This is a genomic window from Leptospira hartskeerlii (genome assembly GCF_002811475.1).
Taxonomy (GTDB): domain Bacteria; phylum Spirochaetota; class Leptospiria; order Leptospirales; family Leptospiraceae; genus Leptospira_B; species Leptospira_B hartskeerlii.
On sequence record NZ_NPDL01000008.1, the window covers coordinates 189148 to 213652 of the forward strand.

Sequence of the window (24505 nt, forward strand, 5' to 3'; positions counted from 1 at the left end):
CAGATTAACGAGATTCCAAGGAGAAGGTTGCCTCTAAAGGAAGATGGTCGCTGGATTCCAAGGCCTCCCCTTCTCTTAATACGATATACTCTTTTTTAGTTAAACCTTTTGAGTAGAACATATAATCTATAGTTCGATCCGGTTTTGCGATCTGAGGATCGTTAGGAACATGAGTGTAGAATTTTTCCTGATTAGGACCGTTCAATTCTTCCAAACTTGCAGTTGAATTCCATTTTTTGAATAAAGGAGAAATTTCCTCATCGTCGCTATAAAAGTACGCTCCGTTAGGATGTAAATGTTTCCTGGAAAATCCAGGAGGAAGAAGATTAAAATCTCCAGCTAAGATCCATTCAGACTTTTCAGAATCCAATTTATCCAATAACTGACCTACGAATGCAACCTGTCTCTGCATAGTATCCGTTCCCATGGAGAATGCGTCAAAATGTGTATTTAGAAGCACTAAAGGTTTTTTATCTTTTACGTCTACCGAAGCTTCTAATACGGCTCGTTTTAACTGTAATTGTCTGGTAATCGGATCAGCAGGAGGAGTAGGAAGCTGATGGCGAGAAGCGGAAAGAATTTTATATTTACTGAATATAGTCAGCTTCATCCCAACGGAGCCCATGATCTTCGGATGAGGGACAAATCCTGCCTTCCAATAAAATGCTTCCGTTTGGCAAGGATACCTGTCCGAAAGTAGAGGAAGAATTCTTTCCGACTGATTTTCAGAGTACGTTTTTTTAGCTCCGTCATCCACTTCTTGGAATAGAACAAAATCAGGATCTCTCTCTAAGATCACATTCGCCACTTTTTTGAGAGTGGACTCTATCTCTACTCTGGATGGTCCGACATCCGGTCCGGTTTCATCCGGAACATCATACCAAAATACTCTATTCCTACCTGCGAAATATTGTACATTCCAAGATAATACCTTGATCGGCTCTGAAGATTCCAAGCTTGGAGCACCTTCTTCACATTTTACTTGTACTGATTCCAAGTCGGATGGATGGAATGTGGAAAAATAAACGAGCAGAAGTAATAAAGCGAAAACACTTAATAGCACCAGAAGGATTCTTTTGAATAATTTCAAGGCGGCCTCTTTCTATTTATTGGTTCTTGGCCTTCCTTTCTAACGAAATTCCCCACATTCGTCCACAATTTTAGAGTTTTCGGATACAAGAATCAGAACGGAAAGACTTTCCCTTTTTCAGGGGATAAGAAACATTGGAATCGTCCATGCAGAAGAAATTTCTAATCCTATTCTTTTCTCTTTTTATATGTTTTAGCCTATCTCCCTTGTTTGGGGAGGAACTGGAACTTCAGATTGTCCTTAAAAATGGAAGTACGGGCGGACCGGGCTCCGCAGAAGGAATTCGGCTCTTCGCTTTGGAAAGACAAATGATGCCTTTACCTCTTCCTGAGCAAGGTCCAGTGAGAGGAACTTTTAAACTTCCGAAGATCAATGCTCCTGATGGACTTCCGATACTTCTTCAAGTGACTTATAACGGAGTAAATTATAATAAGATGATCCCCCCGGTGCCCATGATGAGGTCCCGTCCACAAGAGGTAACAGTTTATGATAAAACCCTGGATCGCTCCGTAGTAAAAACAAAGTCTCTACTACAAGTAGTAAGAGAAAAAGACGCATTAGTAATTTCTAAAGTATCTATTCTTACCAATAATACCATCCCTCCTAAAAGTTTCCAGAACCCGAACGACCCTTTAGAAGTTTATGTGCCCGAAGAAGCTTTAGAAGTAAGCGCTCAGTTGACCCAAAGCACAAATAAAATGGCGATCCCTATCCAATTGACTAAAGGAAAAAACGGTTGGGTGATCGATAGGGCAATTCTTCCTGGAACTTCTCAGTTATTTGTGAGTTATGTAATCCCTTCTACCAATCTATCTCCTACTCAATTCAAAGATAGATTATTATTCGAGAACCAGGAAGGAGAGAAGGTGATCTTCTCTAAACCTAAGGACATGCAGGTTTCTTTTATCGGTCAGAAAGGAACGCGCCCCGTTTCCGTAGACGCTCCTCCCGATGTGAATTCGAATATAGTTAGTTACGCGGGACCGCAGTATGAGATCACTCTTTCCGTAATCGGAGGAGAACCGATCAACGAAACTGCAAACCAAGAAAGAGAGATTAACAACGGAAGTATATTCGTTTCGACGGAAAAAACGATTTATGGAGTGATCGGGATCCTTTCCTTCTTATTCTTCCTTTCGTTTACGATCACATACAGACTCAGGAAAGAATAAAAGAAGAAGCGGGCTTAGTTACTTCTTCTTTGCTGCTACTTTCTTTTTGGGAGAAGGTTTAGATTTAGAGGCTTTCTTAGGGCTCAGTTTTTTATCAGAAGACTTTGCTCTTTCCGGAACGAGAGAATCCATAAATTCTTTGATATCCTTTAGGACCTTCTCTCTTTCCCCCACAGGTTCGTTCATAAGTTCATGATAGAAACCTTTATAGGTCTTCATTCTTTTATTCTTATAAACTAAATGATTATAAAATTCCAGACTTCCTGCAGGATCAGCGATCCCGTCTGCCAAACCGTGGAGAATAAGGATAGGAGTCCTTAGTATCCCAGCCTTTTTATTCGCAATTGCTCCCTGTTGGAACAATTCGTAGCCCATAGAGAACGAAACCTTACCGTGGACCAAAGGGTCATCAATATAGGCCTGGACCACTTCAGGATCTCTGCTCACCAAATTTGTATCCAGGTTTGCGTCGAGAGTTGTAGAAGGTGCAATCTTACGTAAAAAACCTGCCACTGAGATCTGGAATCTTTGGAATGGAGTAGTAGGGATTTTTAATGCGGAAGAACAAGCTACAACTCCGTAAATATAATCCTGATTAATCCCTTCCAAAGCGTAGCGGATGACAACCACTCCACCCATAGAATGCCCTAAAAGCAGGATCTTGTCCCTGTGTTCCCTTTTTCGAACTTCTTGCACAAAGTCCGCGAGATCATCTACAAACGCTTCGAAACCGGAAGCATGACCTCTTTTACCGTCCGATTTACCATGACCTCTCAAATCCAAACCGTAAAAGTTTACATCACTGTCCTTAAAATATTGGATGAGGTTGGAATACCTACCGCTATGTTCTCCAAATCCATGACAAAAAACAATTACACGATTAGCTCCGGATTTGGTCCATGCCTGGGCGTATAATTTGGTATTGTCTCTGGAAGATTGAAAGAAGAATTCTTTATGTTGGTAGGCCATGCTGTTTGGCTCCATGTAGGTTAGAGGCGTAGTCGGACCGAAGCTATAGACAAGTAAACGTTGGGTCAAGTATTTATTCCAAAACAGAAGAAAGAGGATGTTCTAGGACTAAAAACCGACCTTTCTTTCTCTCAAAGCTCACAGAGTAAAATCACATTTTCGTTGCCGATTCCTTTTCCTCTCACCAATCTGTCGCTTTACGTGCTTCTTATAGAGGCCGACATCAAACAGAAACACAGTGGAGAGAATTGGATGTCTCAACCGACCTCGGAAAAAAGCCTGCTTCGATATTTCGGATTAGGCGAACTTGCCGCCCATGGAGGAAACGCGATCCTCGCCTTTTGGATGATCATGGGAATGGCCTTCTTTCTATTCGCGGACCAAAACCTGATCGCGCCGAACCTCAGAAATATAGCCGGCTCTTTTGGGATCACAGATCAAAAAGAGATCGATTGGAAATTGGGAGGACTGATCCCGATTTGTTTCTTCGTTTTAGGAGGATTGGTTTCGGTTTACATGGGTTATCTTACCCAAAGATTTCCTAGAAAACCTTTAGTCATCGGAACAGTATTATTGGGAGAGATCCCTTGCCTTCTTTCCGGATTCGCGAGAAACTACGACGAATTTTTAATCCTCAGAACTCTAACAGGCTTCGGCTTGGGGGGAAGCTTCCCTCTTCTTTTCTCTCTCGTCGGAGATTATTTCTCGGACAAGTCCCGCTCCACAGCAGCAGGTTATCTTTCTCTAGCCATTGGGCTCGGAGTCGGAGTCGGCCAATTGGTAGGAGGGACCTTAGGCACCGAGGACCCGATCAACGGATGGAGACAAAGTTTTATTTATATGGCTGCTCCTTCTTTCTTATTCATGCTTGTTTACGGATTATTCTGTAAAGAGCCTGTTCGTGGTGGAAGTGAGAAGGAACTGGCAAGCCTAAATCCGGATTCTCTAGACGTAAACTCGGAAGCGGTCCGTTTGACTTGGAAGGATATCAAAAACATTTTCCAAAGTAAAACAAACGTAGGGATCTTTATGCAAGGAATTCCAGGATGTGTACCTTGGGGTGTATTCTTCGTATTTTTGAACGACTATTACGAATTCAGTTACGGCTTACCTAAAGACCAAGCTTCCGCATTAGTGATCTTTGCAGCTTTAGGGATCTTCGCAGGAACATTTTTCGGGGGAGTGATCGGACAAAAACTTTATGATACTAACAAAAAGTATCTGCCTATATTCTGCGGAAGCTCTATATTATTAGGTATCATTCCTACATTATATTTGCTTTATGCAAAGGATATTGCAGGAAGTCCAACATTCATTTTTATCAATATTCTCGCGGGTATTATTATTTCCGTAACCGGTCCGAATGTTCGGGCATTGATCATAAACGTCAATCCACCTAAAAGTAGATCTTCTATGTTTGCTTTATACAATCTCACGGATAATCTCGGGAACGGACTCGGACCTGCAATGGCAGCGTTGATCCTCACAGTATTACCAGACAGAACCCAAGCATTCACGATCGCGATCCTTTTCTGGATTCCTTGCGGACTCGCGTGGTTCTATATCCTGAAAAATTTCAAACACGACGAACAAAAGATGCACGAAGAATTGGCGGCCGAAGCCGGCAGGATCAAAAGGACAGCTTAATTGGAAGAACAAAACGCCGAGTTATATTTATTTGATATAGAAGGTACAACCACGCCGATAGAATTCGTGCACAAGGTTTTATTTCCTTACTCGGTCCAAAACTTTATTACATTCTTCTCTGAGACCTCGGCAGAAACTGGCTTCGCCGAGGAGCTCATCCTCGCTTCCAAAAATGAAAAAGAATATACCGAAGAAGTTTCCAACTCTCCGGAGTCACTTGCCAAATTTTGCAACTACCTAGTATCCAAAGATCGTAAATTAGGGATTTTGAAAGAGATCCAGGGAAGGATCTGGAAGAAGGGATACGAATCAGGTGAACTAAAAAGTACAATTTTCTCAGATGTTCCTCCCTTTTTAGAAAGGATCAGAAAATCAGGCAAACGTGCGGCCGTATATTCTTCTGGAAGTGTAGAAGCTCAGATCTTGATCTATAAATATTGCGAAGCAGGAGATCTAACGGTATATTTCGAAAATTATTTCGATACCGCGGTAGGTGGAAAAAAGGAAGCCTCAAGTTATACTAAGATTTCTGAAAAACTTTCGCTGCCGCCAAGTTCTATCGTATTCTTCACCGATATAAAAGAAGAAGCGGACGCCGCCACAAAAGCGGGAGTCCGGTCCATTCTACTTTCTCGCCCTGGGAATCACCCGCAAGCGGAACATAAATACCAAGTGATAGAGAACTTTACTAGGATCTTGGCGTAGATACATTTCTAATTTTTAATATATCAGTAAATATCCGGAATGCGGACCAATTACATCGCCACCCTTTTGTATAGGATAGCACCGATCGAAACGGCAACGCAGGACGAAAAAAACAAAATACCGAGGTCAAAGCCTAGATTAAATGCGGCAGGAGTTCCGAGCATAAAAGTCCTAAGTCCGTCGATCACGTATGTGAGGGGATTTACATGTGACAATACCTTTAGCCAGTCCGGCATTATCTCTATCGGGTAAATGGCATTACTTGCGAAAAAGAGAGGCATCGTGAGCAATTGTCCGATTCCCATAAATCTCTCCCTTGTTTTTACGAGGCAGGCAATGATAAGTGAAAATGTGGAAAAGAAAATGGCCCCTAATAAAACGAAACTTAAAACTCCGAATATACTAAACAAATCCCAACGAACCGAAACTCCCAAAACGAAAGCCAATATATAAATGATCAAAAGGATAGGCAAAGTCCTAAGTCCAGCGGAGATCGCTTTACCTAAAACGATCGAGGCCCTCGGAGTGGGAGTAGTAAGCATCTTTTGGATTAAACCCAGATCTTTTTCCCAAATGATCGCTATTCCGGAAAAGATCGAAACGAATAAAACGCTTTGTGCAAGAATTCCGGGAGTCATGAAGGATATATAATTTGTTCTTCCCGCCATCATTGGCATCTTTGCAAAAACCTGACCGAAAACCAAAAGCCAAAGAGCCGGTTGAACGGATCTAGTCAAAATTTCTGTTGGATCGTGTATGACCTTTCGAATTTCGAGTTCAGTTATTACGCAGGTCTTTTTTAAAAAATTTAAGATCATTCGTTTATCCCAATCGTCTCGCTGTCTTTCTTTCCTGACTTATTGCATGTAAGTTTTCATCGGAGTCGCTCAGATTCTCCTGCGCATAATGAATAAAGACATCTTCTAGAGTTTTTGCGGATCCTCCGACGGATTTCTTGAGCTCTTCGGGTGTTCCAACAACGGCCAATCTTCCCCTTGACATTAAGGCGATCCTATCGCAAAGTTTATCCGCCTCATCCATCAAATGTGTCGTCAAGACGATCGTGCTTGAATATTGCTTTTGTAAATCTATAATATGTTCCCAAACAACGCTCCTACCTATCGGATCCAAGCCCACTGTAGGTTCGTCCAAAAAGAGAACTTTCGGTCGATGTAAAGTCGCCTGAGCAATCTCAAGTCTTCTAAGCATTCCCCCCGAATAACTTTGTAATAGAGCTTTTCCATAGGCATCTAGTCCCATAAAATGAAGACTTTCCTCTATTCTATGTTTTCGCTCGGAAGAAGGAATATCATAAAGTTTAGCAAAAAGCATAAGGTTTTCGTATCCGGTCAAACTTCCGTCCACTGAAATCATTTGAGGAACATATCCGATCATCCTGCGGATTTTTTCAGTTTGTGTTTTAAGATCGAAACCACCGATAGACGCGCTTCCCGATGTTGGGGGCAAAAGTGTGGTCAACATTTTGATCGTAGTAGTTTTCCCAGCTCCATTGGGCCCGATCAAAGCGAAAATTTCACCTTCTTCGATAGATAAGTCCAGAGAATCAACTACGGTAATTTTACCGAATGCTTTAGTTAAACGATTTGTTTCAAGTATTGCCATTAGAAAAACGGTCCTGTACCAAATGCAAAGTCTCCCTTCGCCATCCGATTTCGTCTCTCGAAAACGATTTCGAGGATGCTCTTTTTACATAAAAACCCTTAAAATTCGGATACTGCCCGACTCTAATCCGACCGAAAATAAAACCATGGCCCTAACCCGACCTGTAATCATCCTATTACTCTGCACTTTTTCCTCTTCTATCTTCTCCAAAGAATTTGTGTATGCTTTCCGAGATGTTGGAATGCCTAAAAACACGGGAAAAGATGGAATGCCCAGAAAAGAAAAAATGGTCTTAGTCGGGGAGACCATTATGTTCGATAAGGTCAAACCGATCGAATACGAGGGAAAATACAAAAGTTTCGAATTAGGATACGATACAAGACCGGATATAGTCACCGTAAAAGTGCATTACGATCCAGGCATACGTCCAGGACAGATACTCTACTTGATCGAAAAAGATTTCGATCATGAAACATTCAAAGACGGAAGTATCGTAGGTCAGATAGAAGTTAAATCCATCTTCCAAACCGCATTCGCTGGAAAACAATTAAGAGGTGTCGGATATTTAGGAATGGCAAAGGAGAAGGTACTAACCGTCGCCTATCCGGTTTCCTCCGAACTAAGCGGACCTGCGTTAGTAGAGCGTAAGACTGGAGATTATCACTTTACAAGAGATGAGATCCCGGAAGCAATCCAATCTTATCGTAAGGCAATTCGTTTAGATCCAATGTCTCCGGTGCCACATTACAGATTAGGAATGTTATATTTGAACGAGGCCGGAGTGGATTCTAAAGAACCTGTGTGTTCAGGAATTCTTCCGATGAGTGCTGGCGCAGAGTTCTCTTCCGCATGGAAAAAAAGATCCAGATTCGATTCAGACCAGGACTTGATCCGATTCTCCAGAGAATATGTTTCCTTTTTAAATTGTAAGGCCGACCAGGCTCCAAGTTTTCCTAAGAACAGTTTTGTTCCGGAAGAATTAGAAAGAGCACAAGAAGTTGCCAGAGAAGGATTTAGACTTTCCAAAACAGATTACGAACTTTTGATCAGAAGTGCAGAGACTTATTATAAATTATATGTTTCTTATTCTTCCGGAAAAAGGCCTAAAGGAAGTATCTCTCCGGAAGAAGAACCTAAGCTCAGAAATCGTCAGGAAAAATCTTGGGAAATCTCCCAAAAACTTTTAAAAGAAGCCGGCCTGGATAATATCACGGACTACAGGCTTCATCGATTGACTTCCCTCCTCTATGGGAAGAGATATATGGAACTTTCAGGTGGGGCAAAGTCCACTACGCTCAGTGAAGAAGCAAATTTCTTGAGAATGAAAGCGGTAGAATCCATTCAGGCTTATAAGTTACACAGGCCGAAGAATGTTCCGGGAGATAAGGATCTCTTAATATTAGAAAAAGATATTGGACTTTAATTCACGTGTTGGAACTCCTACATCGCAGAGGCGGCCCCCGCCCGAATTTTTGGGTGGTGGGGAGTGGCCCGTGGGAGCACCCCGTCCCTATATCATAAAACTCTAATTATTGCAACCGATTTTTTCGCGCAAAATTCGTGTTGGAATTCCAACACGCATAATCACAATAATTTTATTCCTCTAACTTCAGCTTCCCGCTCTGGATACTTTCTTCAATCGCCCGAAAAGTATCCCCATATTTCCCAACGATATTCCATACAACAAAGCCATCGCTATCGCTGTCCACACTGGCTTCAATCTGAGCTTTAATATAATCTTTCAGAGATTTACCGGAAGGACCAAGACTCATCCCGAAACCTTGTATCCAACCGACCACTTTCGTAGTGGATAAGGATCTTTTTCTAGTATTCTTCAGGCCATCGTAAACAGTTTGGTAAGGATTTGCAATACGACCCGGTTGGCCGTAAAAATGAGAAGGATACAACATAGGATAGATCACATCCACAAGCTGAGCGAAATTCTCCACCTTCTGCCCGATCTGATCGTCCCTATTAAAAGGAATTCTACCAAAAATATCCGCACCTAAGTAAGGAAGTTTTTCACACTGATTTGCTTCTCCGCGGATCCGATTCACAATCTCGTTTATATTATTATATTTTTCCTTCAAAGAAAGATCAATATCGGTGACATCTGCATACCGTATATAATCCAATTGTACTTCCGGAAATCCGGAAAGACATGCCTTGCGAACATAACCGAAGATGGAATTTAATTTTTCCGTACTAGGATATTTAGTCTTAAGGCCCCCATCAAAATTTACGAGCCTTCCCACAGGATAAAACCCCATTCCCTTAATACGAGAGATCTCTTCCACAGGAGGAGTTTTAGGCTGAAGATCGATTACCAAAACATTTACCCCGTAATCGGAAGCATCCTTTAATAAGGACTCCCATTCATTCTTACGGGACTTATCTGAAATCAAAGAATTATTCACATAAAGACCGCGATAGAATTTAGGACGGTCTCCATAAGTCCCCTTGTTCGTAGGTCTTGTAAAAAACTTTTTAAGTTTCTCTTTTGGAGCTTCCTTTTCGCTTTCCTCTGAAACGTTTCTGGAAGAAAGTCGTATCTCCTTCTTCTCCCTTTCCTTGGAAACTGACTGGGGTTTGTTTTTGGCCTCAGGAGAAGATTCCAAAACAGGAATTTCCTTCTTATTAGAATTGTCAGGATAAGGAATCGTGAACTCTGCACAGACCGGAAAAGCGGTGAGAACTAAAATAGGAAAAAGTGAAAACGGTTTGCGCACAAATTTACTCCGGATCTATATTAATAATATCGAACCGAAGACCTCGGTACTTGTCCTCTTTGTAGGACTTCCAACAAAAAACGGGAGAAGAAAATGAAACTCGGTTATGCCTATGACGATACTTTCTTATTGCATGATACCGGGACATTCCACCCCGAGTCCCCCAAAAGATTAGAATCCATACTCAATCGACTTCATAAGACCTCTTATTTTAAGGACTTACATTGGATCAAGCCCAACAAACTGCCATTAGAACTAATCGATTCCGTTCATAATCACAGACATAGAGAAAGATTTTCAGTTATCCAAGGTAAACGAGGAAGTTTCGATGGAGACACTCCATATTCGGAATCCAGTTTTGATGCGGCGCTCTTAGCTGCAGGAAGCGGAATGGATCTTGTAAACAAGATTACATCCAATGAAATAGAATCAGGGATCGCGCTCGTCAGACCACCTGGACATCATGCGGAAACAGGAAGGTCTATGGGTTTCTGTTTGCTAAATAATATAGCTATCACAGCAAACTATCTGCTCACCCAAGGAGTAGAAAAAGTTTATATACTGGATTGGGATGTACACCATGGGAACGGAACCCAGGAAATATTTTATGACTCAGACAAAGTATTCTTCACATCACTCCACCAATATCCTTATTATCCCGGAACAGGTTCTGTTCATGAAAGAGGAGAAGGAAAAGGACAAAACTATACATTAAACATCCCATTGGCGATGGGTTCAGGAGATAAAGAATACCTGCATTATTTCCAAGAAACGATAGTGCCTTCGATGTTGGAATTCCAACCAGAGTATGTATTAATCTCTGCGGGGTTTGATGGGCACAGAAGAGATCCATTAGCGGGAATGAATCTAAGCACGAACGCATTTGCAGAATTCACGCGTTTAATATTATCCGCAACAAAACAAATCGGTGCCAAGACAGTGTCCTTCTTAGAAGGAGGCTACGACCTGGACGCCTTAGCAGAAAGTGTAGAAGCCCATATAGCCGTCCTTGCAGGCTAACACACCCCGGTTTCTTTTTTATTTCCCGCCAAAAATTCCGAGAAAAAATGCCTCTTCCCACCCCCTCCGGCCGATATGAAAACCATGCAGGAACTTTCCTCAAACACCGACCTGGCCCTGCGATTCAGAAACTATGTGATCTTATTGGACCGATTGATGAGAGAGGTCGAAGAGGAACTCCAACAAAACCAATCCGTGCGCAACGAATGGTCCGAATGGCATTCCAACTGGAAAAACGCCTGGCTCTCTCCCACGGGCAACTCCCCTTCTTCCAATCTAAAGGAAAGATTCTCAGTTAAAAGAAGACTCGGTTAATTTTCGAGGCGGCTCTGAGCTTTGCTCAGCTACCCTTCGCGAATCTCACTCCTATGGTTCGTTCGATTTGTGGGAACTCCAACATGGATGCGAATCGGGCCCCGCCCGATTTGGGTGGGGGCCGGAGCGTAGCGGTGGCGAAAAACGGACATTTTCACAAAACGCCTATTTCTACAACTGGATTTATTGCCGGTTAGCTTGTAGGAGCTCCTACAAAATCTTTGCTTTTAATTGCTTGCAAGAGTGGTAAAACCCATATAGAAGGCTCGAAAAATAGGTTGAAATTATGTCTCTTAAGCTGTTCTATCGACAGAGAGGATTAGAATGGGGAGACGTGCGCAAACAAAACTTTTCGTTTTATTTCTACTCTTAGGAATTCTCACCCAATCTGGATGGTCCGAACCCCTGCCGAACTTCGGACTAAAAGAAAAAGAAGCCAGGACATTCTTCAAACGAGGCCTCGCCTATTATAATAAGGGAGAGTTCTCTGCGGCCAGAGAAAATTTTGTCCGTTCCCTCTCTATCAAACCTGATTTCGTTCATCCTAAGTTCTTTCTTTCGGAAGCGTATTATCTTAGCGGAGACTGGCAAGAGAGCCTTTCCGAATTGGAACAATTAGAATCTTCTAATAAACTAGACTTGATTAGCAAGAACCGTTTAGATGCGCTTAGATATAGACTAGGTGGCGGAAATAGAAAGGATAATTTAGAATATTATAAATCAATTCTCGGAGATGATCTAAGAAGATTCCGTTTTAGAAACCCCGCCGACTTAGCAGTAGACGAAGAAGGATATCTTTACGTAGTAAGTTTCGACACGGCTAACGTGGTCAAGTTCGATGCTAACGGTTTTCCAGTGGAAAATTTCAAAGGCTCCTTCGGTAGAAATTTAGAAGGACCAGTCGGTATCAGTATCCGAAGCAAATCCATCTTTGTTGCAGATTATGCAGGAGATAAAATTTACGAATTTGATACCAGAGGAACTTACATAAACCGTTTCGGTTCCACCGGCAAAGACCCTGGAAGTTTTCACGGGCCGGCAGGACTTTATTTTACGAAGGAAGGATTTTTGTATGTTTCCGATATGGGGAATAATCGGATCCAAAAACTTTCCAGAACGGGAGAGCCTCTCCAAGAGATAGGCGTTGGTATCTTAAAACAACCTGCAGGCATCAAGGTCAATAATCGCGGAGAAATTTTCGTAGCAGATCGAGGAAACAAAAGGATCGTCGTATTCGATCATGAAGGAAATTTTTTAAAAGAGATCAACAATCCTTCTTTCAAAAGGCCCAGAAATCTTTCCATCAAAGACAATAAGATAGTAGTCGCGGACGAAACTGCAGGACTTTTCATCTACGATTCCGTTTCTAAAACTTGGTCAGGCTTTGATAACTTTAAAGATTCTAAAAATAAAGTCCGAAATTTCGACCAAGCGTTTTCTGTTGCTTTTGATTATACGGGCTCCATGTTTGTTGCAGATTTTAATAGACATAGAATAGAATCTTTTTCTCCCAAAGGACAACTTTCCTCCAACTTAGATTTGATTGTTGAAAGAACTATCAGTTCCGATTATCCTGATATCTCTTTAGTTCTTCATGCGAAAGATAGACATGGAGTTCCGGTGAAGGCAATCCCTCGGGATTCTTTCCGCATCTATGAGATGGACAATCTTTCCCCTTTGATCGGCTTGACCGATATGAAAAAATACAATAATAGAGTAAGTGTTTCCATCGTTGCCGAAAATTCCCAGATCGTATCCGATTCTTATGCAACAATCGAGAAGGCGATCCGTCCGTTTTTGTCGGAGATCCGGGTAGAGGATAAAGTTCAACTTCTTCGCTCTGGAAGAGATACACAAACCGCCTATCCTTTCGGAAAAAGTATGTATGATATTCTGAAGGCGTTACGCTCCTTTGTTCCGGAAGAAGAATCTCAAATTGGAAAATCACTCCAAAAAGGTATTACGGATTTATTAGATAGTTTAGGCCCTAGAGCAATCGTTGCGATCGTTTCCGGAAAAGATTCTAAAGCTGCATTCACGCAATTTTCTCCCACTAAGATCATTCGTTTCGCGGTATCCCACGATATTCCGATTTATTTCCTATGTCTGGGAGAAAGCGGAGAATCCGTTTCTGTGTATAAAGAAATCGCGGAAAAAACAGGAGGGAAATTTTTAACAATTCCTTCCGGTGGAACGGAGAAGAACCTGAGAAGCTGGATAGATTCCAAGAAAGACAGAAGGTATCTTCTTTCCTTCAAAAGTAGGATCAATCCTAATGGAATGGACGTCTATGTCCCAGTAGTCGTAGAAGCTATTTTCAGAAATTCTAATGGAAAAGCGGAGACCGGATTTTTTACGCCATGATCGGTTCCAAAATCTCAAATACACATCTGAACTTAAAATTTCTTTTCAGGAATTTCGCGGTTCTTTTTGTTTTATCTTTTTCATTCTCCCTTTATTCCAAACAAACTATTGATTGGATAAAAGAAGGAGAAGGTGCATTAGCTTCCAGAAATTATCCTGCCGCTTATGATTCCTTCAGAGAAGCGGTAAACTTAAACCCACTTTCTGTTCGTTCCAGATTGGGACTCGCAGAGGCTGCACTAAAACTTCATAAAGAAAAAGAAGCATTACAATCTTTAGATAAGGTCCTCGAGTTAGAACCTAAAAACAAAAAAGCAGTCCGAGAAAAAGCGATCACACTAGCTAAATTGGGACGATATGAAGAAGCATTTTTAATCCTAAAACCGTTCCTGGAAGAAGATAGATACGACTCCGATCTATTTCCGATCTATATTGAAGTGCAACTCGCCTCCGGAAAAACCCAAAAAGCAAGTTTTGAGTTTCATTCTGCATACTCTAGGATCCCTAAAAGTAAAGAAGTAAAAACCTTAGAAGCAAAAGTAGAAGCATTCGATGGTAACTTTACAAAAGCTGCATATCTCAGAAATCAATTAGAAGCTGAAGCTTCCGATGATCCGGCGGTGTTTTTAGAGTCAGGAAAGTTCTTATTGATCTGGGCCGAAAAATCTCAAGGAAGCAAGCGAGATTCTAAAATTGCAGAAGCAGCCGAAAAATTCGAGAGGTCCGTTTCCTTACACCCAAACGAGGAAGAAGCACTTAAATTATTAGCAAAGACCAGGATCTATTTCGGAAGATACCAAGAAGCGGAAGAATATCTAAACCGCTTATTAGGTTTATTCCCGAATTCCACAGAGTATTTATATTTGCGTTCTTATTCTAGACTGAAGAAAGATCCTACCTCTAAAGACGCTAAAACCGATCTGGAAAAATTGATCTCCTTAGATGATTTGGATCCTATCGCAAGAAATCGGTCGGAATTGTATGCATTGGAAAATTTACCGGAGGGAAATTCACTTAGAAGGACCTTAGGAGAATATAGACTTCAAAGATACAGAGCGAATAAAAATGCATTCTTATATGATTTAGCTTGGTATCACTTGATACGAGCTAAGGAACTTCTCCCCAATCGTCCCGAAATTTTAGTATTAACATTAGAAGAATACAAAAGAAGAGGACTCTTCCCAAGTTACTTCAACCTTCTACTGCTTTTAAGAGATAAATTTCCGGATAATAAAAAATACGGATATTCCGTGGAGAATAACTTGGAAGGTTTTAAAACTTCTTTAAGTTATAGAGAAGGCTTGGTTAAGATCGGAGAATTCGGGATCCAAGAAGATTACGGCAGAACTCCTCCCGAAGTCCTCGTCTTTGATCCGGATGGAGAAGATTTTTTAGCAAAACATACGGACCTTCCCGCATTGGCAGGCAAAGTTCTTCGCCATTTTTTAAATTCCGATCCAAGAATCCGCAATATCGATCTGGATAATATTAGAAAATCTGAAAGTTTAGAATCGGAGCCTTATTCCGGAGCCATTCATAAAACTGAAAAAAACTATTCTTCGATAAAGAACTCCAGAGGCGAAAACGCTCGTTTCGTTGTGAGCGGAAAAATTTCCTTCCAAGACGATAACTTACGTATTGAATGGAGTCTTAGAGATCATAAAGAAGAGAAAATTTTAGGCAAATTTAGGATCTATGCAAAAGGTAGAGATGCTTTAGCAGAAGCTACTCTAAGAGCAAGAGATAAGATCCTCGCCTTAATTCCTGCCAGCGGAAAAGTGCATCGAGTAAAAGAAGATTCGCTAATCGTAAACGCAGGGATCATAGACGGACTCAAAAAAGGAACGACTGTTTACTTCTTCAATTCGGCAACTCTACTCGGTGAGGGAACTGTAACCGAAGCGGATCTTTACACCGCCAAAGTGGTTCCTAAAAACCAGGATGCTGTTTTAAGAAATATCGCAGTAGGAAATAAAGCTTACTGGAAAAAGACGGAAAACCCTGCTTCCAATTAAATATATTCTGATTTTTTAATATTTTAGGAAATCCTGTGATATTCATTTGTCGTTCTGAATTCGATTGTAAGGTCTCTGAATTATTCGGATTCCATGCCGGACCAGACGGATTTGCAGGAAAGCTAAACCTTACTCTACAAGGAGGCGGGCAAAAAAATCACTTGCTTATTAATAACGATTTATCATTATTGAAAAAATGGAATTTTCAGTGAGAGGACAGAGAAAAGGACTTAGGTCCTTCTTTGCGTTGTTCGCGTTTTGCGGCGGACTTCTGCTTACAAGCGTACACTCTCACTCGGATATATCCGAAAAGGGGATATTTTCCAAACATTCCCCGAAAATTTCCTTGGAATCCTGTTTCGTTTGTATTCACACTCAAATCAATTCCGGAGCGAACCTTGCCCAAAGCCCGAGATCAGAACAACCCGTTCTGGAATATAATGAATTTATAATTTTCGATTTAATTCCTGTTCAAATTTCCCAATCAGGGATCTTGAGAGGACGCGCCCCTCCTTATTTTTCCTAATTTATCTGCATCTACTGTTTTCAGCGGCTTTTGCATTCGCGATCCGCTTTGAATTATATTTTGTATATGAAGACCCGACCTCAAGAGGTCTGGAGTTTAGGAAGAATGAAAAGTATTTTATATAAATTTAATTTATTACCTGTTTTTTTAAGTTTATTTTTGCCTTTTTCGGAAGTTTTTTCCCTGGATGTGAATGTCAGAGGGATCCTCAAAGATTCGGAAGGACGTCCCATTTCAGGCGCCAAACTATTCCTGACGGAGAACAAGTTTGTATCCAGGTCGGGCAAAGATGGTAGTTTCGAATTCCAGCATGTTTCTCCGGGGAATTACACTTTAGTTGTATCTGCTCCGAACTATGAGCTGAAAACAGAACGATTCGAAATAAAGGATTTGGACAAGGTTTTAGATATCGTTTTAAAACCTTCTCTCTTAGAAGGTGTGGCTATCAATGTCACCGCTAAAACTGTGGCTTCCGATTTTTTATCCACCCCACAGCCTACTACGGTTTTAGAAGGGAGACAACTGCAAAGGTTGAGGGGACAGAACGTTATGTCTGCTTTGGAAAACACTCCGGGAACTGCAACCTTAACTACCGGTGCAGGGACTTCTAAACCGGTGATCCGAGGTTTGACAGGCCAAAGAGTTTTGGTAATGACCGACGGAGTAAGGCAAGAAGAACAGCAGTTCGGTGATGATCATACTGTTGACTTAGACGCGTTTAATGTGGATAAGATGGAAATTGTTAGAGGTCCTGGATCCGTTCTCTATGGCTCTGATGCATTAGGCGGTGTGATTAACGTGATCCGCTCTAAGGCACCGACCGCGAAGGATGGTGCTCCTCTTCTGGGTGGAGCAATCTCTACGAATAGTTTTTCGAACAATAAACAAGATGCAGGTGCGATCTCATTATTCGGTTATCACAAAGATACCAACTTTGGCTATAGAGTGCAAACGGATACTCGAAAGGCAGGAAGGATCACTACTCCAAACGGGACTCTTCCAAATACCGGCTTTCATGAAAGAAACGTGAATGCTTCTTTGGGAACGGATGGTTCTTGGGGAAACTTCTATGTGGATTCTTTCCAAAGATACCAAGAACAGGATTTATACGACAACCCGAATGAATCTCCCGGTGCGACTGCTTACCAAACTGTTCTTCATCAAAAGACTCATGCTCATGCTTTCTTCATTCTTCCTTTTGTGAATGTGGAATTAGATGCGGCCTATCAAAGAAACAATCGTAGAGAGATTGAAGATAAAAATAGATACATGCCTATCAAAGACACATTGCTGGACCCTTCTATCGATTCTTTCAGCAAGGCAGCTTCCGTCTATCAAGTGAATAAGTACGATTACAAGCAGGGTTTAAATCTTTCATTGGATACTACTACTGCTGATGCAAAAGTTCATCATAAAGAATGGAAAGGTTTGAAGGGCACAGTCGGCATTTCCGGAATGCAGCAGAGAAGTAATACTATAGGAACTGAACCTTTGATCCCAGGTTACGGTTTAAGCAATATAGGATTTTTCTTATTCGAAGAATGGAAATTGGGCGACTTCAGTTTTTCCGCAGGTGCCCGAACTGACAAAAGAAGCATGGATATTAGAGCTAATGCAGATCTGGGAAATTTGGAGCAAACCCGAAATTATTCAGCAAGCACAGGAAGTCTCGGAACTGTTTGGAGATTTGCAAAAGATTTTTCTTTAGCCTTGAACGCAGGTAGAGGTTTTAGGGCCCCAACTCCTTTCGAATTATTCGCGAATGGTGTTCATGAAGGAAGTGGTAGATTCGAGATCGGTAAAGATAGTTTAAGACCGGAAACTTCTTTGAATTATGATGCTTCTGTCCGTTTTGCTAATGATAAGTTTCAAGCTGAGTTGAGTGTTTTTAGGAACAAGATAGATAATTATATTTATTCTGTAAGTGCAGGTGCTATCGATCCTGATTCTGGCCTTCCCGTTTATAGATACAGACAAGATGCTGCGAAGTTAGAAGGTGGAGAATTCAGCTTTCAAGCTCAGGCAGCTTCCTGGCTTGTGCTAACCGGTGGTATCGATATTCTAAGAGCCATCATTCAAAAAAATGTTCCGCCAGAAATTCTTCTAAATCCCGGAGGAACAGATCCTAATTCAGTATATTCTGATATTAAAAATAAGTATCTTCCTAGGATGACCCCCAATCGAGCCCGCTTAGGTCTTAGATTCACTACGAATAAACTTTTCGGGATTTCAAAACCTTATATTTCCATGAACGGCACTTTTGTTCAATCCCAGTATAAGGTAGATAAATTAGAAACTCCAACCCAAGGTTATAATTTATACGATCTTGGCTTCGGAGGAGAAATTCCAGGATTAACAAATGGAACTGAATCCGCGACCTTCGACGTTGCTGTTTTAAACATTTTTGATAAAGAGTATGTGAATCATCTAAGTCGATATAAGGAGTATGCCTTGAACCCAGGGACTAATCTCACTTTCAAGACTACGATCCCATTTACTTTAATATCTGAATGAGGAATTTTATGAATTTTAGATACTTTCCACTTTATATATTTATAATATTATTATTCTCCTCCTCCTGCACTTCTGACCCTCAAACGAAAAAAGAGAAGGAAGACTATCAAAACCAGTCACTGATCTCTGCTGCATTGAATGGGAATCAAAGATCCGATTGCGTTTATTGTTCCGATACAAGAGCTTTCGAAGGAAATTGTTCCTGTTATAAGCAGATTCCAGTTTTTTCCTGCACGGGCATTCCGTCCGGCAAAGGTAAATCGAATTCTTATAATATTTCCTGCGACGAGTTGCTGCAGTTAGGGGCTTGGACCCAGGCTTCTTCCGATTCTTTTTCCTGTAGTTATTTGACCTGCCCTCCGGAAGCGTACAGGGCAGCGTTTACCGAAGAAGGTAAATAACTCAATAAATAGGCAGTCCTGTATTATAATCGATTGTAGTCTTTTTATAAGAACTCGCGAGAAGGTCGGATGAGATCAAATAATCAGCAGACCTTCTATTATTTGCTATTGGAATATTATAAAGCACTGCAATTCGCAAAAGAGCCTTAACGTCCGGATCATGCGGCTGAGCGGTCAATGGATCCCAGAAAAAAATGACCACATCTATCTCTCCATCCACGATCTTTGCACCGATCTGTTGATCCCCACCGAGTGGACCGGATAAAAATCTATGAACAGGTAGATCCGTTTTGTCATGGACTATTTTTCCCGTGGTTCCCGTTGCATAGAGATGATGTTTAGAAAGTATTTCCTTATGAAGCTGCACCCATTCCACTAGATCTTCTTTTTTATTATCATGTGCAATGAGCACGATACGTTTTGTTTTTGGGACTTCGGGGCTTTGCATATTTTGCTCCTAAATCAAATTCATCGGAAGGCTTTCCGAATGAAACCATTTTTATGGTTTATCTCCCGAAGCTGTTTCCCGATCCTAGTGCTAATGAAACTCGTTAAGCTTTCAAGCTTAAGATCCTTGTTCTTATTTATTCTGATCGCCTGGGCCCCCTATCTATTTTCCCAAGAAGATCCCCATGATCGTCCCAAAAAACTGGAGATCTTGATCCCTGAATCTGCAAAAGACGGCCCTTGGAGCGAAGACCCCAACGAATTTAAAGACATTGATTTCTTAGGAGATTTTTCGGAAGGCAATTCAAAGCAAGCTTTAGAAAGAACGGAAGAATACTTCTCCACAGCCATGGATGGTTTCAGAAAAGTTTCGGATAATATCAAATCGAAAAGGGAAAAAGAAGAAGGTAAGGTCCTAGATTCGGAAAGATTCCCTTGGCAAAGAAAGACCAGACTGGAAAACGCAGAAAGAGTCTGGAACAGAGAACTCACCAGGGCAAGATTAGATTCAGTTAAAAATCTCTCCCTTGCGATGAAAAACCTGGACAAAATTGCAAATCCGAATATTAGAAAGTCTGAATCTTTTTTAGAATTGCAAGCCGGAGTTTATAGGGAATTTATCAAGCATCAATATGCTTTAAAGAACTTTAATCAGTCTGCGGAGTTTTTGGAAAAATATATCTCTTTAGATCCTAAGTTTAACGACGAAGCTGAGCCACATCGAATTTTATCTCATTGTTATGAAAGGCTTTATCTTTCGGCTAAGAAATCCGGCCATCCTGAAGGTATGGACTATTATAAGGATAGAAGAAAAAAACACGGGATCTTATACGCGGAAAAAGCTTACGGTAGGAATTCCTACGAATTCAAAAAAGTTTTGGAATTGTTTGCTAGAGAATAAAACGGCCCGGTTTGTTGGAATTCCAACACTCTATTCTAATTATTCTCAGGAAGTCCTAGCTCTTTTCTAAGGCGTTTGTTTTCCTCAACTAGCTCCTTAATTTCCTGCTCAGTGTATTCAAACAGTTTAGTATGAGCTTCGAGGATATTTTTCATTTCAATTTCTTCTATGCTGGAATACTCCAAGGCTCTTTCAGTGGCTTTTTTTAGCTCGAGCGCATGTTTTAATTCCATTGTTTTGAGATTGTCTATGATCTCGGAAACTTTTAGCCTTTCATGAAGAGTTAATAGCTCTTGATTTTTAAGCTCATTCACTCTTTCGATTGCTTTATTGATATCTTCGTTATTCTTTTTGATCTTTGCTTCGAACTCAAGAATGGCGTGAAGAGCAGCATTCGCCTTATGTGCATCTTTATATTCTTTGTTAGCGAGTTCGAAAACTCCTTCAAAAAATCCTACATTTGCAAGACAACTATTCCCGATCTCGTTAGCCACCATCTTGAAAAATTCGGTTTGGATCACTCTATCTAAAATGATCCTTAAAGCTCTAGGCTGCACCGGATTTTCTAAAACCTCGGTTTTACCTTTTGGGGAAAGTTTATTGTAAATTTCTTCCGCTTCGGGAGAAGAGATAATGGTAAGTGCAACGAATGGATGAAGTTCAAAACGTTTTAGGAAATCTTCCTTAATTTCTGTCCATTCTTTCAAGTTAGTATTTACATAGAATACATTGATATCCTGGGCATCTAATTCTATCGATCTGTAATCCTTTAACTGGACCTTACGCAGTTCGATATTAATTCGCGGATGTTTCCATATATGTATGGGGAATTCAGCTCCGGAAGTTATGTGCCAAATATTCGCGGTTTTCAAAGCCGACTCTCCCCCTTACTCGACGTCATAAAAGGACGTCGAAAGCCGATCCCGTCCTTCTAAAAAACGGAAATCAGTATCGATTTCTCCATAAGGATAATTTTTTGAGTCCCTCTGTCAATTTTGTTTTTAGGGAAGAAAGGGGTCCTTCTATCCGGGCAAAAACGCGGGCAACGGGGGAAAAGAATTTAGCGAGGATCTGAAAGAAATTTACTACAGCTGGCGGAAAACGCATATCGGTTCGTTTTAACATAACTACTGAGCCAATGATTGCTATTGCGATGTTTCCACTCCAAGGTCCCAGCCAAACCGGGAACTTAGAATTTTCAGAAATATTCGATCCAAATGTGAAAAGTGCCCAATACACGATGATCAAAACCACAGCCATGGTAAAACTCATCCCTTTTCCGGAACGTTTTACTACGAGACCTAAAGGCAAGGACACCAAGGAAAAAATAATACAAGAAACAGGAATTGCATATCTTCTTTGGATCTCTACATCGAACTGAGAGACCCTTTTCTTAGCTTCTTTTAATAAAGTAGTCAGCTGAAGAACGATTGTAACGCTTTGAGATTTCTGAGCATCCGAGATTGTAGGATCATTCATGATATTCGGCAATTCCAATTGCAACCGCAGAACTCTGTCTTTTAAATTTTCAGATCCGTCAGAAGGTATTCCCATCTCTTGCAAAATTTCGAGTCCAGGGATCTTTTCCAATCTTCCCGCTTTAATATTATTTCTGATATCGATCAAGGTCAAAAGGGTGAAAGAACCTGGATCTACATTGATGACTAAGCTTTTTTTCTCTTCCGTTTTTGGAATATTATAATCCATCTCCCCTTTTCGAAGATCTCCGACCGAGAACTGATGCTTGGCCCTGTCCCATTCTAGTATCCAAGCATCCTTCAATCGGATGGATTTTTCGAATTCACCGTCAGGCCCCTTCTTCTCGACTAACGTTCCTTTTTTAGCGGATATGATCTGTGTAATATAAGATTCTCCTAATTGAACGGGACGACTCGCAGCCCCCATAGAAAGAAGAAGTGGATCTTGGTTCTGTGGAATAAACACAGTCCACTCACGGATCTGAACTCCCGAAAGTTCTCCCGTTTTAGCGTTCACACCTTCCGTATACATCGCGATCGCTTTTTCGGAGCCCGCATTCTGCACTTGGTCTCCAGCAAACTGTCCAGGAGTTAAAGCAAGTAGAGGATTATAAGCCAAAACCCATTTATTGAACTCAGTCATTTTTCGCGTATTAATAGGAGAAAGGTAGAAGCAGAGGTATGCAACGATAGCAGCTAAGAATACCCCGAACCCTACAAACACTACGTAAATTCGGGAAAATCCTATACCTGCAGAACGTATCGCAGTGATCTCCGAATCGCCTGAAAGTCTTCCCGCTGCCATCACGCCACTCATCAAACATGCAAGAGGCGCAGTTGTAGGAAGAATATTCCCCAATAGATATCCGAAGTAATCCAAAAGTCGAAAAGGATCCACACCCTTGCCCACAAAAAGGCCGATCATACTTTTAAGAGCGATGGCCATATAGATACTTGTGAAAAATAAAAGTGCTACGAAGAAGGAAGGGACAATTTCAGAAAGAATATAACGATCCAAAATTGGAAGCCATCTCCAAAACTTCTCTCTATCTGTATGGACAAAAAAGCCAGGAGGAAGGTCTGAAACGTTATGTACCCTTACCGAGCGAAGGTCTTTTCCTTCCGATACTTTTCCGGCGGCTTCTGTTCCGAAACCTGTGGTATCAGTCCGGTGCACTGCCTTGGACTTTTTTTTAGGAGAGGAATCGCCTCCCGAAGCACGGGAGTTCTTCTTCACTCTATCACCTCTCCTTTGAGAGTAGCACTTGTGGCGAAATTGATCTTAACGGAGACAGTTTTTCCGATCAGAGAATCAACATTAACATTCTCCGGTAATTTGAAAACGGTCATTCTTCCACAAGGAGTGCGGCCGCATGCTTCTTTGGAAGATTTTTTAGATGCACCTTCCACTAAGATCGGAAAAGTTTTGCCGATCCTTGATTTATTCTGCTCCGCAGAAATAGAAGTCTGAAGATCGACTAACTTAGTGAGACGTTCTCCTTTCACTTCTTCAGGCACATCGTCCGGATATCTTTTTTGCGCGATCGTACCTTCTCTCTCAGAATACTTGAACATGAATGCCATATCGAAGCCAACTTTGCGGACCATGTCCAACGTATCTTCGAACTGCTCTTCCGTTTCTCCGGGAAAACCTACGATAATATCCGTTGTAAGTCCAACATTTGGAACAATCGTTTTGATCTGATCCACTACTTCCAAAAATTCCTCTTTGGAATAAGTTCTTTTCATATTCTCCAACACATCCGTATTCCCAGACTGTAATGGAAGATGAATATTTGGACAGAATCTAGGATTCTCAGCCATAAGTTCCAAAAGATGCATTGGAAAATCTTTCGGGTGAGGAGAAGTAAAACGAATTCTCTCTATATCAGTTTCTTCTAATAGAAGTCGCACAAGTCCTGCAAAATCGACGCCTTCCGACTTATAAGAGTTCACATTCTGTCCAAGCAAAGTAAGTTGTTTTACGCCTTGCGCAACAAGATCACGAGTTTCTCTTACAATAGAATGAGGATCTCTACTTCTCTCTCTTCCTCTTGTATAAGGGACCACGCAGAATGTGCAAAAATTATTGCAGCCTCTCATGATCGTGACGAATGCTTGGATGCCGTTTACAACTCTAGGCTCAATCTCATCATACGTTTCGATCTTAGAAAGACGGGTCAAAGAAACAGGTTGTTTATCGGAACGAATTGTTTGGATGAGTTCAGGAAGAGTTCTATAATTATCAGGACCAACAACCAAATCCAAAGGTAATTCCTGATGAAATAGATCATCACCCAGGTTTTGGGCCATACATCCGAGAACACCGATGACGAGGTCCGGATTTCTTTTTTTCAGATATCCAAGGCCTTGGAGCCTGGCGTAAATTTTTGCATGAGCATTCTCTCGGATCGCACATGTATTTAAGAAAATAACGTCGGAAAGTTCCGGATCTGAAACTGTCTCGAACTGAGCGCCTTGCATCAAACTGGACACGATACCCGAATCGTATTCGTTCATCTGGCAGCCATAGGTCTCTATATAAACCTTGCCTGTCTTTTTTTCTACTTCAAGCACGCTCATAGGTCC

At 41.3% G+C, this 24505-nt stretch carries 20 protein-coding genes; 11 read left to right on the forward strand and 9 right to left on the reverse strand.

The genetic code is table 11. The features are described 5' to 3' along the window. Positions 1–4: 4 nt before the first annotated feature. Positions 5–1090, reverse strand: coding sequence for an endonuclease/exonuclease/phosphatase family protein (locus tag CH352_RS15375; protein WP_100706666.1), 1086 nt, complete (start codon positions 1088–1090; stop codon positions 5–7). A 146-nt stretch (positions 1091–1236) separates the two neighbouring features. Between CH352_RS15375 and CH352_RS15385 the strand changes: the two genes are divergently transcribed. Beyond that, on the forward strand, positions 1237–2262 hold the full coding sequence (locus CH352_RS15385; RefSeq protein WP_207766677.1) for a hypothetical protein: 1026 nt from the start codon (positions 1237–1239) through the stop codon (positions 2260–2262). An 18-nt stretch (positions 2263–2280) separates the two neighbouring features. Here the strand turns inward: CH352_RS15385 and CH352_RS15390 are convergent, their stop codons facing one another. Next, on the reverse strand, positions 2281–3231 hold the full coding sequence (locus CH352_RS15390) for an alpha/beta hydrolase (protein ID WP_100706665.1): 951 nt from the start codon (positions 3229–3231) through the stop codon (positions 2281–2283). A 252-nt stretch (positions 3232–3483) separates the two neighbouring features. Here CH352_RS15390 and CH352_RS15395 point away from each other — a divergent pair, with 252 nt between their 5' ends. Together CH352_RS15395 and mtnC are read left to right on the forward strand one after the other, a co-directional pair. Further along, positions 3484–4878, forward strand: coding sequence for an MFS transporter (locus tag CH352_RS15395; protein WP_100706960.1), 1395 nt, complete (start codon positions 3484–3486; stop codon positions 4876–4878). Beyond that, complete coding sequence (gene mtnC, locus CH352_RS15400) at positions 4879–5583, forward strand: acireductone synthase (protein WP_100706664.1); 705 nt, start codon at positions 4879–4881, stop codon at positions 5581–5583. A 50-nt stretch (positions 5584–5633) separates the two neighbouring features. Here mtnC and CH352_RS15405 read toward each other — a convergent pair whose 3' ends face one another. Both CH352_RS15405 and CH352_RS15410 read right to left on the reverse strand, forming a co-directional pair. Next, a complete protein-coding gene (locus CH352_RS15405; protein WP_100706663.1) occupies positions 5634–6401 on the reverse strand; it encodes an ABC transporter permease in 768 nt (255 codons plus the stop codon). A 4-nt stretch (positions 6402–6405) separates the two neighbouring features. Continuing rightward, positions 6406–7206, reverse strand: coding sequence for an ABC transporter ATP-binding protein (locus tag CH352_RS15410; protein ID WP_100706662.1), 801 nt, complete (start codon positions 7204–7206; stop codon positions 6406–6408). 145 nt (positions 7207–7351) lie between these two features. Between CH352_RS15410 and CH352_RS15415 the strand changes: the two genes are divergently transcribed. After that, positions 7352–8629, forward strand: coding sequence for a tetratricopeptide repeat protein (locus CH352_RS15415; RefSeq protein WP_100706661.1), 1278 nt, complete (start codon positions 7352–7354; stop codon positions 8627–8629). 172 nt (positions 8630–8801) lie between these two features. Here CH352_RS15415 and CH352_RS15420 read toward each other — a convergent pair whose 3' ends face one another. Beyond that, positions 8802–9935: a putative glycoside hydrolase gene (locus CH352_RS15420; protein WP_100706660.1), complete on the reverse strand. Its 1134-nt coding sequence runs from the start codon at positions 9933–9935 to the stop codon at positions 8802–8804. 93 nt (positions 9936–10028) lie between these two features. On the opposite strand from CH352_RS15420, the gene CH352_RS15425 reads away from it, so the two are divergent. From CH352_RS15425 to CH352_RS15455, 6 genes are all read left to right on the forward strand, one after another. Beyond that, a complete protein-coding gene (locus CH352_RS15425; protein WP_100706659.1) occupies positions 10029–10955 on the forward strand; it encodes a histone deacetylase family protein in 927 nt (308 codons plus the stop codon). Between the two features lie 84 nt (positions 10956–11039). After that, positions 11040–11270, forward strand: a complete 231-nt coding sequence (locus tag CH352_RS15430) for a hypothetical protein (RefSeq protein ID WP_207766685.1) — start codon at positions 11040–11042, stop codon at positions 11268–11270. A gap of 324 nt (positions 11271–11594) precedes the next feature. Continuing rightward, positions 11595–13634, forward strand: coding sequence for a 6-bladed beta-propeller (locus CH352_RS15435; protein ID WP_100706657.1), 2040 nt, complete (start codon positions 11595–11597; stop codon positions 13632–13634). Then, positions 13631–15649 (forward strand): tetratricopeptide repeat protein, encoded by a 2019-nt coding sequence (locus CH352_RS15440; RefSeq protein ID WP_100706656.1) that lies wholly within the window; start codon positions 13631–13633, stop codon positions 15647–15649. The genes CH352_RS15435 and CH352_RS15440 overlap by 4 nt, the downstream gene beginning before the upstream one ends. A 631-nt stretch (positions 15650–16280) precedes the next feature. Further along, a complete protein-coding gene (locus CH352_RS15450; protein WP_100706654.1) occupies positions 16281–18689 on the forward strand; it encodes a TonB-dependent receptor in 2409 nt (802 codons plus the stop codon). Between the two features lie 8 nt (positions 18690–18697). Continuing rightward, on the forward strand, positions 18698–19090 hold the full coding sequence (locus CH352_RS15455; RefSeq protein ID WP_100706653.1) for a hypothetical protein: 393 nt from the start codon (positions 18698–18700) through the stop codon (positions 19088–19090). Between the two features lies 1 nt (position 19091). On the opposite strand, the gene CH352_RS15460 is transcribed toward CH352_RS15455, so the two are convergent. After that, positions 19092–19538, reverse strand: coding sequence for a methylglyoxal synthase (locus tag CH352_RS15460; RefSeq protein ID WP_100706652.1), 447 nt, complete (start codon positions 19536–19538; stop codon positions 19092–19094). A gap of 93 nt (positions 19539–19631) precedes the next feature. On the opposite strand from CH352_RS15460, the gene CH352_RS15465 reads away from it, so the two are divergent. Continuing rightward, a complete protein-coding gene (locus CH352_RS15465) occupies positions 19632–20438 on the forward strand; it encodes an FcpA-related putative periplasmic flagellar protein (RefSeq protein WP_243396315.1) in 807 nt (268 codons plus the stop codon). Positions 20439–20473: 35 nt separating this feature from the next. On the opposite strand, the gene CH352_RS15470 is transcribed toward CH352_RS15465, so the two are convergent. The 3 genes from CH352_RS15470 to miaB form a co-directional block, all read right to left on the reverse strand. Continuing rightward, a complete protein-coding gene (locus CH352_RS15470) occupies positions 20474–21310 on the reverse strand; it encodes a hypothetical protein (RefSeq protein ID WP_100706650.1) in 837 nt (278 codons plus the stop codon). A gap of 73 nt (positions 21311–21383) precedes the next feature. Beyond that, on the reverse strand, positions 21384–23153 hold the full coding sequence (locus CH352_RS15475; protein ID WP_100706649.1) for an LptF/LptG family permease: 1770 nt from the start codon (positions 23151–23153) through the stop codon (positions 21384–21386). Further along, a complete protein-coding gene (gene miaB / locus CH352_RS15480; protein WP_100706648.1) occupies positions 23150–24499 on the reverse strand; it encodes a tRNA (N6-isopentenyl adenosine(37)-C2)-methylthiotransferase MiaB in 1350 nt (449 codons plus the stop codon). Before miaB ends, CH352_RS15475 begins: the two co-directional genes overlap by 4 nt. Between the last annotated feature and the right edge of the window lie 6 nt (positions 24500–24505).